Raw genomic sequence first — 12,097 nt, forward strand, 5'->3', positions numbered from 1 at the left:
CCGGCCCGGCGTACGGCGCACAGGTAGGGTCGACACGTTGACCGGACACCGCGGAGGTAGAAATGACGGACCCGGCGCGGGTGCGCAGGCACGCGGAGCGCGTGCGCGAGCTGGTGGCTTCGGTGGTGCGTACCCAGATCAAGGACCCCAGACTCGGCATGATCACCATCACCGACGCGCGGATCACCGCTGATCTGCGCGACGCGACGGTCTTCTACACGGTCCTCGGTGACGCCGCCGCCCAGGCCGGCACCAAGGCGGCGTTGGACAGCGCGAACGGGCTGCTGCGCAGCACGGTCGGCAAGGCGCTCGGGCTGCGTCACTCACCGACGCTCACCTTCGTCCTCGACGACGTGCAGGAGCATGCCAAGCACATCGACGATCTGCTTGCCGCAGCCCGCAGCGCCGACGCCGAGGTGCAGCGGCTGGCGGCGAACGCCGAGTACGCCGGTGACGCCCAGCCGTACCGGGCCGATTCGGATGACGACGAGGACGCAGCGGACGACGAAGACCCAGCGGAGGCGGCCCCGAAGGGCACGGCGACCGCTGACGCAGCCGGGTCCGGCCAGCCCCATCCGGACGGGCGACCCCGATGATCAGCGTTCCGTCTCCGGTCGGTCCACCGGCCGCCGATCAGGCGACCGGGCCGACCGGGGACGAGTGGGCGGCCGCAGTCGCCGCCGTCCGTGCGGTCCCGCCCGGCGGGAGGGTCCTGCTGCTGTGCCACGTCAACCCCGACGGTGACGCGCTCGGCAGCATGCTCGGCTTCGGGCTGGGCCTGACCCGGCTCGGCGGCTGCGCGGTGCAGGCCGCGTTTCCCGGCAACCAGGAGCTGCCGCCGTCCCTGCGGGGAATGCCCGGCTCCCACCTGTTGGTCCAGCCGGACGAGGCGTGGGCCGATCCGGATCTGGCGCTCTGCTTCGACGTGGCGAGCGCGTCCCGGCTGAACGCCCTGGCCGATCGGATGACGACCCGGACGGCGATCGTGGTCGACCACCACGCCTCCAACACCCGGTTCGGCGGTATTCATCTCGTGGACCCGACTGCGGCGGCCACCTCGGTGGTGGTCGACCAGTTGCTCGGCCGGCTCGGCGTACCGCTGGACCGGGAGATCGCCGAGTGTCTCTACATTGCGCTGATCACCGACACCGGTTCGTTCCGGTTCGACATGACCACCCCGGCGGTGCACCAGTTCGCCGCCCGGTTGCTGGCCACCGGCATCAGCCCGGCCGAGGTCTCCCGGCGGGTCTTCGACAGCCGACCGTTCGGGGCGGTCCAGCTCTTCGGTGCGGTGCTGCAACGTTGCGTCCTGGAGCCGGCGGCAGCCGGCGGCCAGGGCCTCGTCTGGACCCATGCCACCCTGGCCGATCTGGAACGTTTCGACCAGCCGCCGTATGTGCTTGAGGCGTTGATCGATTCGGTCCGGTGCACGGTCGAGGCGGATGTGAGCTGCGTGCTCAAGCAGGTGAGCGAGACCGGATGGGCGGTATCGATGCGCAGCAAGGGCGGTGTCGACGTGAGTGCGGTGGCGGTGGCGCTCGGCGGCGGTGGGCATCGGCTCGCTGCCGGCTTCACCGGTGTCGGCAGCGCCGACGAGGTCATCGCTGCCATCCGTGCCCAGCTTGGCTGAGTGCCCCGATCGCTGACCCGGGCGCGGGTCGGTCTCCTCCACAGGTGCCAGATCTCGCCAACCGAGCCCCGACCACCTGCATAGACACTTCACTCGTCGTCACCGACCAGGGACAATCGAGTGATGGAGCAGCCGTCTGAGCTCACCGCGGAGGTGCCGCGGGCCTGGGACCGACCGGTCGTCTCGATCCCGGTCATTGCCGTACTGTCGCTGGTGGGTGGGCAGCTGCCCTCGTTCTCGACGGCGGCGAACCTGTACACCATCGGCACCGGCGGGGCGCTGATCTGGTTCGGTCTGTCGCACCGGGTGCCACGGCGGCCGACCCCATGTCGACTCGGTGACGGTGCGGTGTGGTGGATCGTGCCGGTCGCGATGTTCACCGTCGTCGAGGGCGCCACGTTCGCGATGGGCTCGACCGACGACTTCCCGACCTTCTCCAAGCTGGCCGATCCGGTGCTGGACGGGCCAGTGGCCCGGTCGGCGGCGTACTGCGGCTGGCTGGCCGCGTTCTGGGTGCTGGTGCGGCGATGAGTGGTACTCGGGCGGCGGTGATCGGCGGTTTCGTCGTCGCGCTGGCGCTGTTCGGGGTGCTGGAACTGCTCGCCAGGCGGCCGGGCTCGCGGATCCCGACGTTCGGTGACGTTTGCGCGTACGTGATGCAGTACGAGGTGGGCAGGGTGCCGGTCGGTCGGATCGGGGTCTTCGGATTCTGGTGGTGGGTCGGGTGGCACTTCTTCGCGCGGTGATCGACGTAGACTAATGTATTTCTCTCGCATTGTGGGAACAGTGCGCAGGATGTGGACCTGAACGATAACTTGGGTGTGGTGCGGGCCACACCTGCCCGCCGCCTGTCCGCCTGGTCGCGGCCCCGGTGATCCCGGAGGTGCCGTCGTCGGCAATCCGGTGTCAACCTGTGGGAAGGTCGTGGCGTCATGCCCAGCAAGCCCAAGCCCGAAACCGCCGACGAAGCGCGCGAGCAGGCCCGGCGGGCATTGCAGATGTCGATGGACACCCGCCAGTAACGTCTGCGGGTCGCCTCCGGCCGCGCCGTCGCGCGAGACCGCGCGGCCTGGGTCGGTGTGTTGCGGGAATCGGTCTGCGGTGTTCCGCCTAGGTAAGTGACCTGGGCAATAGCGCTCCTTACCAATCGGCTGTCAGGCTGTACCGCGATGGCCACCTCCGGCACTACGCCACCGTCGCCACCGTCCGGCCCGGGGTCCGAACCACGGTCGGCGTCCACCCGACGGATCGTGCGCCTGGCACTACCCGCTTTGGTCGTGCTGGCGGCCGAGCCGATCTACGTCCTCGTCGACACCGCCGTCGTCGGCCGCCTCGGGCCGGTGGCCCTCGCCGCCGTCGCGGTGGGTGGCACCGTGATGTCGGTGGCCGCCTGGCTCGGCACTGTCGCGGCGTACGGCACCACCGGCCGCGCCGCCCGCCGTTACGGCGCCGGTGACCGGGCCGCCGCCCTGGCCGAGGGGGTTCAGGCGTCCTGGCTCGGGGCGTTCGCCGGACTGCTGCTCGCCGTAGCGCTGCAGATCCTGGCCGGTCCGATCACCGCTGGGCTCGCCGGGGCGCACGGCCCGGTCGCCGACGCCGCCGAACAGTGGCTGCGGATCGCCGCCTGGGGCGCGCCGGGTCTGCTGCTGGCCGCCGCCGGCAACGGCTGGATGCGCGGTGTGCAGGAGACCCGCCGTCCGGTGTGGTACGTGCTGGCGGCCAACGTCGTCTCCGCCGTGCTCTGCCCGGTGCTGGTCTACCCGCTGGGTCTGGGGCTGACCGGGTCGGCGGTGGCCAACGTCGTCGCGCAGACCCTGGGCGGTCTGCTCTTCGTCCGGGCGCTGGCGACGGCCGGGGCGCCGTTGCGCCCCCGGCCGCACCTCCTGCTGACCCACCTCACCGTCGGACGTGACCTGCTGATCCGAGGCGCCGCGTTCCAGGTCAGCTTCCTGTCCGCCACCGCTGTCGCGGCACGGTACGGCACCATCCAGGTCGGCGCCCACCAGATCGCCATCCAGCTGTGGTTCTTCACCGCGCTGGCGATGGACGCGCTGGCGATCGCCGGCCAGTCGCTGGTCGGCGCGGCGCTGGGCGCCGGTGACGCGGCGGGCGCCCGGCTGCTCGCCCGCCGGCTGGTGCTGTTCGGCCTCCTCGCCGGCGTCGGATTCGCGGTGCTGTTCGCCGCCGGTGCCCCGGTGATTCCCGGCTGGTTCAGCCCTGACCTCGGCGTGCACGACCAGGCGATGGTCATCTGGCCGTGGTTCGTGGCGCTGCAGCCGGTGGCCGGGGTGGTCTTCGCTCTCGACGGGGTCTTCATCGGGGCGGGTGATCTGCGTTACCTACGTGACCTCACGATCGGTGGCGCGCTCGGCGGATTCCTGCCGGTCATCTGGGCCGGCTACCTGCTCGATTTCGGTCTGGCCGGCATCTGGGCCGGGCTGGCGGTGTTCATGCTGGTCCGGCTGGTCGGGCTGGTCCACCGGCTGAGGTCGCCGCAGTGGACGGTGCTCGGCGTGCCGGCCGGCCGGACCTGATCGCTGCGGCCATCGGGCGACCGGACCTGATCGCCACCAAGTATCGGGATCTGGCAGGCTTGGCAGTCGTGAGTACGCACGGACTGATCGTGGTCGACAAGTCGGCCGGGATGACCTCGCATGACGTCGTCGCCCGGATACGGCGGCTGGCCGGCACCCGTCGGGTGGGCCACGGCGGCACCCTGGACCCGATGGCGACCGGCGTGCTGGTGGTCGCGGTGAACCGGGCCACCCGGCTGCTTACCTACGTGATCGGCGTCGGCAAGACCTACACGGCCACCATCCGGCTCGGCGTGTCGACGGTGACCGACGACGCCGAGGGGGAGGTCACCGCCCGGTTGCCGGTGGACGGTGTCACCGAGGAGCGGATCCGGGCCGGGCTGACCGCGCTGACCGGGGAGATCGACCAGGTGCCCAGCGCCGTGAGCGCAATCAAGATCAACGGGCAGCGGGCGTACCGGCGGGTCCGCTCCGGCGAGCAGGTCGAGCTGGCCGCCCGCCGGGTGACCATCTCCCGCCTCGACCCGATCGCCGTCCACCCGCCGACCGACGGCAGCGTCGACGTCGACGTCGAGGTGGCCTGCTCGTCCGGCACGTACATCCGGGCCATCGCCCGGGATCTGGGGACTGCGCTCGGCGTCGGCGGGCACCTCACCGCGCTGCGCCGGACCGCGGTCGGCGGGTTCACCGCGGCCGAAGCCGCCACTCTGGCGGAGCTTGAGCAGCGGGCACCGGACGTGGTGCAGTTGCCCATGGCGACCGCCGCCAGCCGCTTCCTCACCGGCCGCGAGGTCGGCGCGGAGGAGGCCCGGGTGCTCGGTCACGGTGGCCCGATCGCACCGATCGGCCGACCCGGGCCGTATGCGGTCTACGCCCCGGACGGCGAACTGCTCGCGGTGGTGTCGGAACGTGACGGCCGGGCCCGCGCGGAGGTCGTCCTCGCGCCGGCGTGACAGCATCGAACCCGGCCGGTCACCCGGTTGGGGCAAACCTTGGCGGCACAGGCGGGAGGCATCATGCAGCGGTGGCGGGGAGTGGAGGCGGCCGGTGGTGGCTGGGGTCGCGCGGTGGTCACCATCGGGGTGTTCGACGGCATCCACCGCGGGCATCAGGCGACGATCGGGCATGCCGTCAAGCGGGCCCGCGACCTCGGTATCCAGTCCGTGGTGGTGACCTTCGACCCGCATCCGGCCGAGGTGGTGCGGCCCGGTAGCCATCCGGCGGTGCTCACCGGGCCGGCCCGCAAGGCCGAGCTGATCGAATCGCTCGGCGTGGACGTGCTCTGCGTACTGCCGTTCACCGTCGAGTTCTCCCGGCTGACCGCTGAGCAGTTCGTCCACGACCTGCTGGTCGAGCATCTGCACGCCGCCGTGGTGGTGGTGGGGGAGAACTTCCGGTTCGGGCACCGGGCCACCGGGGACGTCGCGCTGCTGGCGCGGCTCGGTCGCCGGTTCGGGTTCGCGGTCGAGGACGCCAGCCTGGTCACCGACAGCGGCACGGTCTTCTCTTCGACGTACATTCGGGCCTGTATCGACGCCGGGGACGTGACCGCCGCCGCCGCCGCGCTCGGCCGGCCGCACCGCCTCGAAGGGGTGGTGGTCCGCGGCGACCGTCGCGGCCGGGAAATCGGCTTTCCCACCGCGAACCTGCTCACCCCGCGGTACGCGGCGGTGCCGGCGGACGGCATCTACGCGGCCCGGCTGGTGCGCTCGGACGGCCCGGTCCGCCCGGACGGGCTCAGCGGAGGAGGCCCCGGGCTGCCGGCTGCGGCCTCCATCGGCACCAACCCAACCTTCGCCGGCCGCGACCGCCGGGTGGAGGCGTACGTCCTCGACTTCGACCGGGACATCTACGGCGAGCAGGTGGCGATCGACTTCGTCGCCCGGCTGCGGGAGACCCGCCGGTTCGACGGGGTCGGTCCGTTGGTCGTCCAGATGAACGAGGACGTCGCCCAGGTCCGGACGGTGCTCGGCGCCTGACGTCCACCGGAGCCTCCCGGGCCGGTGGGCAGCCGCGATCCGACGCACCGTGGGCTTGCCGGCCGCCGTGCCGACCGGCTGGTAGCCTGAACACAGCGTCGGACCACCGACGATTCGTCTCGCCTGCCTGCACGACGCCGCGGGCGCCGAGACGAGGGACGACCCCACACAGATTCAGGGAGACCATGGCGCTCGATCAGGAAGCCAAGCGCAAGATCCGCGAGGAGTACGCCACCGCCGACGCGGACACCGGTTCGCCGGAGGTCCAGGTCGCGGTGCTCACCAAGCGGATCGCCGACCTCACCGGGCACCTCAAGGTGCACAAGCAGGACCATCACAGCCGTCGTGGTCTGCTGCTGCTGGTCGGCCGGCGCCGCCGGCTGCTTAACTACCTGCAGAAGAAGGACATCAACCGCTACCGTTCGCTCATCGAGCGGCTCGGTCTGCGGCGGTGACGTAGCGGCGCGGCGGCGGCCGTCCATGGCCCCGCCGCGCCGCACCACCATCATCCGACACCGGGCACCACGACCCACCCGTCGACGGGAGCCGGTCAACGTACCGGTCCTCGGTAGTGGCCCCCGGGCCAGCCGGCCACGACGCCGGCTCCCCCGGGCGCTTCGATCGATGACCGGCCGGTTGAGTAGCTCCCCGAGGTCGTGGCCCCACGACGCGTAAAGGAGCGCGACATTACCATGACCGAGCAGCACAATCTCGGCACCCAACGCAGCACCGCCGTGATCGACAACGGAGCTTTCGGCACCCGCGAGGTCACCTTCTCCGCCGGACGGCTGGCCCGCCAGGCCGCCGGCTCGGTGATCGCCCAGCTGGGCGACACCGTGGTGCTCTCCGCGACCACCGCCAGCAAACAGCCGCGTGAGCACCTCGACTTCTTCCCGCTCACCGTCGACGTCGAGGAGCGGATGTACGCCGCCGGGCGAATCCCCGGCTCGTTCTTCCGCCGCGAGGGTCGGCCGAGCGAGGAGGCGATCCTCACCTGCCGGCTGACCGACCGGCCGCTGCGCCCGACGTTCGCCAAGGGCCTGCGCAACGAGGTCCAGGTGGTGGCCACCGTGCTGGCGCTGGACCCGGCCCACCCGTACGACGTGATCGCGATCAACGCGGCGTCGATGTCCACCAAGCTGTCCGGCCTGCCGTTCTCCGGGCCGATCGGGGCGACCCGCGTCGCCCACGTCGACGGCGCGTGGGTGGCCTTCCCGACCCTGGACGAGCTGTCCCGGGCCACCTTCGACATGGTGGTCGCCGGCCGGGCCCTGCCGGACGGCGACGTGGCGATCATGATGGTCGAGGCTGAGGCCACGCCGCACGCGGTGGGGCTGATCGCCGGCGGCGCCACCGCCCCCACCGAGGACGTGGTGGCCAGCGGGCTGGAGGCGGCCAAGCCGACCATCCGCGAGCTGTGCCGGGCGCAGAGCGAGCTGGCCGAGGTGGCGGCGAAGCCGGTCGCCGACTTCCCGGTCTTCCTCGACTACGGCGACGACGTCTACGACGCGGTCGTGGCCGCCGGCCGCGACGAGGTCGCCGAGGCGTTGAAGATCGCCTCCAAGGCGGAGCGTGAGGACGCGCTGGACCGGATCAAGGACAAGGTCGCCGGCGAGCTCGTCGAGCGCTTTGAGGGCCGGGAGAAGGAGATCGGCGCGGCCTTCCGGTCGTTGACCAAGTCCGAGGTCCGGGCCCGGGTGCTCCGCGAGCAGGTACGCATCGACGGCCGCGGCCCACGGGACATCCGACCGCTGACCGCCGAGGTCGGGGTGCTGCCCCGGGTGCACGGCTCGGCGCTGTTCGAGCGCGGCGAGACGCAGATCCTCGGGGTCAGCACGCTGAACATGCTGCGGCTGGAGCAGACGCTGGACACCCTCTCCCCGGAGAAGTCCAAGCGCTACATGCACAACTACAACTTCCCGCCGTACTCCACCGGCGAGACCGGCCGGGTCGGCTCGCCGAAGCGGCGGGAGATCGGTCACGGCGCGCTCGCCGAGCGGGCCCTGGTGCCGGTGCTGCCGACCCGCGAGGAGTTCCCGTACGCGATCCGTCAGGTCTCCGAGGCGCTCGGCTCCAACGGGTCGACGAGCATGGGCTCGGTCTGCGCCTCCACGCTGTCGCTGCTGTCGGCCGGGGTGCCGATGAAGGCCCCGGTGGCCGGGATTGCGATGGGCCTGATCTCCGACGAGGTCGACGGGCAGACCCGGTACGTCACGCTGACCGACATCCTCGGCGCCGAGGACGCGTTCGGCGACATGGACTTCAAGGTGGCCGGCACTCCAGAGTTCGTCACCGCGTTGCAGTTGGACACCAAGCTCGACGGCATCCCGTCGGACGTGCTCGCCGGTGCCCTGCAGCAGGCCCGCGAGGCCCGGATGACCATCCTCGAGGTGATGCGCCAGGCGATCGAGGGGCCGGCCGCGATGAGCGAGCACGCCCCGCGGGTGACCACGGTGAAGATCCCGGTCGACAAGATCGGCATGGTGATCGGCCCGAAGGGCCAGACCATCAACGCGATCCAGGACGAGACCGGCGCGGACATCTCGATCGAGGACGACGGCACCATCTACGTCGGCGCCACCAACGGGCCGGCCGCCGAAGCCGCCGTCGAGCGGATCAACGCGATCGCCAACCCGACGCTGCCGAAGGCCGGCGACAAGTTCCTCGGCACGGTCGTCAAGACCGCCGCGTTCGGCGCGTTCATCTCGCTGCTGCCCGGCCGCGACGGACTGCTGCACATCTCCAAGGTGGGCGACGGCAAGCGGGTCGAGCGGGTCGAGGACCACCTCAACGTCGGCGACAAGGTCGAGGTGCAAATCGCCGACATCGACGCCCGCGGCAAGATCTACCTGGACAAGGTCCGCCCGGAGGGCGCCGAGGCGCCGGCCGCGTCCGACGGCGGCGAGCGTCCCGGTGGCCGCGACCGTGGTGACCGGGGGCCGCGCGATCGCGGGGACCGGGACCGTGGCGACCGGGGCCCCAGCCGGGGCGACGGTGGCGAGGGCGGCGAGCGCCGCCGACGTAACCGGCACAGCTGACGCCGGCCAAGATGGCCAGGACCGAACCGGTCACCGGCCGGGGCCTGTCCCGGCCGGTGACCCGGACACTCACCGCCGACCCGTTGGGCGGTACGGTACGCCGTACCGTGCTGCCCAACGGGCTGCGGGTGATCACCGAGGCGATTCCGGCGATGCGCAGTGTGTCGTTCGGCGTGTGGGTCGGGGTAGGCTCGCGCGACGAGACCCCGGCCCGCTCCGGGGCCTCGCACTTCCTAGAACACCTGCTGTTCAAGGGGACGCAGCGGCGTACCGCGTGGGATATCTCGTCGCAGATCGAGGCTGTTGGCGGCGAGACCAACGCGTTCACCACCAAGGAGTACACCTGCTACTACGCCCGGGTGCTCGACGAGGACCTGCCGCTGGCCGTCGACGTCGTCTGTGACCTGGTGGCCAACTCGGTGATCGACCCGGCCGACGTGGAGACCGAACGTGGCGTGATCCTCGAAGAGATCGCCATGCACGACGACGAGCCCGACGACGAGGTTCACGACCTGCTCGCCGAGGCCGTCTTCGGCCCGCATCCGCTCGGCCGGCTGATCTCCGGCACCGAGGCAACGATCTCGGCGTTGACCCGCCGGCAGATCCACGACTTCTACCGGCGCCGCTACACGCCCGGGGCGATGGTGATCGCTGCCGCCGGCAACCTCGACCATCGGGCGGTGGTCCGCCAGGTACGGGCCGCGCTGCGGGGCAGCCCGTTGGACGCCGAACGGCCCGGTGCTCCGGCGCCGCTGCGCCCGGCCACCCCGGCGGTACGCGCCCGTCGGCCCCGAGTGATGGTGCGCCATAAAGAGACCGAGCAGGCCCATCTGGTGCTCGGCGGCCCGGGTATCAGCCGCGGCGACAACCGTCGGTTCGCGCTCGGCGTGCTGAACAACGTCCTCGGCGGCGGGATGTCCAGCCGGCTGTTCCAGGAGGTACGGGAACGCCGAGGGCTCGCCTACTCGGTCTACTCGTACGCCAGCCAGTACGCCGACGGCGGGACGTTCGCCGTCTACGCCGGTTGTGCGCCGAGCCGGGTCGACGAGGTGCTGGAGCTGGTCCGGGCGGAGCTGGCGGCGGTCGTCGAGCACGGGCTGAGCTCCGACGAGCTGGCCCGGGGCAAGGGCATGAGCCGCGGCGGGTACGTGCTGGGCCTGGAGGACACCGGATCCCGGATGGGTCGGCTGGCCAAGGGGGAGCTGCTCTACGGCGAGCAGTTGACCGTGGACCAGCTTCTCGCACGGGTGGCGGCGGTGACCGCCGAACAGGTCGGCGCGGTCGCCGCCGAGCTGCTCACCCGGCCGATGTCCCTGGCGGTGATCGGCCCGGTGGAGTCCACGATGTTAGCCGGCGCGCAGCCCTCGCCGGTGGGGTAGGCGCTGGCCGGACCGTTGTCTCCGCCGGTGGGATAGGTTGTGCCGGTGAGCGAAGACGGTACGAATGTGACAGTCCCTCCGGGCGGCTCCGCAGTGGCCGCCCGGTCGTCCGCCGGGCCGGTCCGGGTCGGCGTGCTCGGAGCCCGCGGCCGGATGGGCGTGCAGGTCTGCAGAGCGGTCGAGGGGGCCGACGGTCTCGCACTTGTCGCCACGATCGACGAGGGTGACCGGTTGTCCGACGCCTCGGACGCCGCCGCAGAGGTGGTCGTCGACTTCACCAACCCAGACGCGGTGCTGGACAACTTGCGCTGGTGCATCGACCAGGGGATCAACGTGGTCGTCGGGACCAGCGGGTTCACCGATCAGCGCCTCGACCTGGTCCGCTCCTGGCTGTCCGACAAGCCCGAGGTCGGCGTGGTGATCGCCCCCAACTTCGGCATCGGCGCGGTGCTTATGATGCAGTTCGCGGCGAAGGCGGCACGGCACTTCGAGTCCGTCGAGATCATCGAGCAGCACCACCCGGCCAAGGTGGACGCGCCCAGCGGCACCGCAGGACACACCGCGCGGGTGATCGCGACGGCCCGGGCCGCCGCCGGGTCGGCTGAGATGCCGGACGCCACCACCGCCGAGGTGCCGGGCGCGCGGGGCGCTGACATCGACGGGATCCGGGTGCACTCGGTACGGGCGGCCGGCCTGGTCGCACACCAGGAGGTACTGTTCGGCACGGCGGGGGAGACCCTGACGATCCGGCACGACTCCTACGACCGGGCGTCGTTCATGCCGGGGGTGCTACTGGCGGTACGGGCCGTGACGCGCCGTCCCGGGCTGACCGTCGGGTTGGACAGCCTGCTCGACTGAGCTTTACCGGGTCCTGTTGCCGGACTCTGGTGGGTCCTGCTGCCGGGCCCTGTCGGGTCGTGCGGCGGGCCGGGTCACTGCTCCGCGGCAGCCGCCGGTGGGACCGCCACGTGCAGCCGTAGCTGCGGGACCAGCATGTCGGCCACGTCCAACGCCCGCGTCGCCCCGTCCGGCTCCCAGCCGGCCGAGCCGAGGAACTTGCGGGTCGCCGGGTCCCGTTCGTACGCCCAGGCGAGCGCGGTGTCGAAGCCGTCGGTGCGCCACAGGTCCACGGCGGCGGCGAGCAGTCGGCTGCCGTGTCCCCGCCGGCCCCAGCGCGGCTCGACCAGCAGGTCGGTGACGGCGGCGATCCGGTCACCGAGCGCCCCGGCCGGTTCCTCGGGAGCCAGGGCCTGCTCGTCGGTCGGGCCGGACGCGGTGAAGCCCACCAGATAGGATTGCTCGGCCTGCTCGACGGCGACGAGCACCCGGTGCCGCTGCGACGGCGGATCGTTGATCGCAGCGTCCCACCGCTGCGCCAGCCAGCCCTCGTCCACCTCGTCGAGCGCCTGGCGGGGCAGCAGTCGCCGGTAGGCGACCCGCCAGGTGGTCAACTGGATGCGGGCAATCTCACCAGCGTCGCCCGGTCGGGCAGGACGGACATATCCGAGCGCCATGAGTGGTCAGCGTACGGACAGGG

Annotated in this window: 12 protein-coding genes; 11 read left to right on the forward strand and 1 reads right to left on the reverse strand. The window is 71.7% G+C overall.

The window, feature by feature from the left end; genetic code table 11:
• Nucleotides 1-62: 62 nt before the first annotated feature.
• From rbfA to dapB, 11 genes are all read left to right on the forward strand, one after another.
• A complete protein-coding gene (gene rbfA, locus O7610_RS01495) occupies nucleotides 63-596 on the forward strand; it encodes a 30S ribosome-binding factor RbfA (protein WP_281553972.1) in 534 nt (177 codons plus the stop codon).
• Nucleotides 593-1,630 carry a DHH family phosphoesterase gene (locus O7610_RS01500; protein WP_281553973.1) on the forward strand — a complete coding sequence of 346 codons (1,038 nt, stop codon included), beginning with the start codon at nucleotides 593-595 and terminating at the stop codon, nucleotides 1,628-1,630. Before rbfA ends, O7610_RS01500 begins: the two co-directional genes overlap by 4 nt.
• A 123-nt stretch (nucleotides 1,631-1,753) precedes the next feature.
• Complete coding sequence (locus O7610_RS01505) at nucleotides 1,754-2,161, forward strand: hypothetical protein (protein WP_281553974.1); 408 nt, start codon at nucleotides 1,754-1,756, stop codon at nucleotides 2,159-2,161.
• Nucleotides 2,158-2,376, forward strand: a complete 219-nt coding sequence (locus O7610_RS01510) for a DUF6186 family protein (RefSeq protein ID WP_281553975.1) — start codon at nucleotides 2,158-2,160, stop codon at nucleotides 2,374-2,376. The genes O7610_RS01505 and O7610_RS01510 overlap by 4 nt, the downstream gene beginning before the upstream one ends.
• Nucleotides 2,377-2,799: 423 nt before the next feature.
• On the forward strand, nucleotides 2,800-4,164 hold the full coding sequence (locus tag O7610_RS01515; protein ID WP_281553976.1) for an MATE family efflux transporter: 1,365 nt from the start codon (nucleotides 2,800-2,802) through the stop codon (nucleotides 4,162-4,164).
• 110 nt (nucleotides 4,165-4,274) lie between these two features.
• The gene (gene truB / locus O7610_RS01520; protein ID WP_502959099.1) at nucleotides 4,275-5,117 is read left to right on the forward strand and encodes a tRNA pseudouridine(55) synthase TruB; all 843 of its coding nucleotides are present in this window, start codon (nucleotides 4,275-4,277) and stop codon (nucleotides 5,115-5,117) included.
• A 63-nt stretch (nucleotides 5,118-5,180) separates the two neighbouring features.
• The gene (locus O7610_RS01525; RefSeq protein WP_281553977.1) at nucleotides 5,181-6,143 is read left to right on the forward strand and encodes a bifunctional riboflavin kinase/FAD synthetase; all 963 of its coding nucleotides are present in this window, start codon (nucleotides 5,181-5,183) and stop codon (nucleotides 6,141-6,143) included.
• A gap of 185 nt (nucleotides 6,144-6,328) precedes the next feature.
• Nucleotides 6,329-6,598 carry a 30S ribosomal protein S15 gene (rpsO, locus tag O7610_RS01530; protein ID WP_123600601.1) on the forward strand — a complete coding sequence of 90 codons (270 nt, stop codon included), beginning with the start codon at nucleotides 6,329-6,331 and terminating at the stop codon, nucleotides 6,596-6,598.
• Nucleotides 6,599-6,835: 237 nt separating this feature from the next.
• Nucleotides 6,836-9,181 (forward strand): polyribonucleotide nucleotidyltransferase, encoded by a 2,346-nt coding sequence (locus O7610_RS01535; protein ID WP_281553978.1) that lies wholly within the window; start codon nucleotides 6,836-6,838, stop codon nucleotides 9,179-9,181.
• Between the two features lie 11 nt (nucleotides 9,182-9,192).
• Complete coding sequence (locus O7610_RS01540) at nucleotides 9,193-10,560, forward strand: M16 family metallopeptidase (RefSeq protein ID WP_281553979.1); 1,368 nt, start codon at nucleotides 9,193-9,195, stop codon at nucleotides 10,558-10,560.
• Between the two features lie 93 nt (nucleotides 10,561-10,653).
• Nucleotides 10,654-11,418, forward strand: coding sequence for a 4-hydroxy-tetrahydrodipicolinate reductase (gene dapB / locus O7610_RS01545; protein ID WP_281555504.1), 765 nt, complete (start codon nucleotides 10,654-10,656; stop codon nucleotides 11,416-11,418).
• A gap of 74 nt (nucleotides 11,419-11,492) precedes the next feature.
• On the opposite strand, the gene O7610_RS01550 is transcribed toward dapB, so the two are convergent.
• Complete coding sequence (locus O7610_RS01550) at nucleotides 11,493-12,074, reverse strand: GNAT family N-acetyltransferase (RefSeq protein ID WP_281553980.1); 582 nt, start codon at nucleotides 12,072-12,074, stop codon at nucleotides 11,493-11,495.
• Nucleotides 12,075-12,097: the final 23 nt, after the last annotated feature.

The organism is Solwaraspora sp. WMMA2065 (assembly GCF_030345075.1).
Taxonomy (GTDB): Bacteria; Actinomycetota; Actinomycetes; order Mycobacteriales; family Micromonosporaceae; genus Micromonospora_E.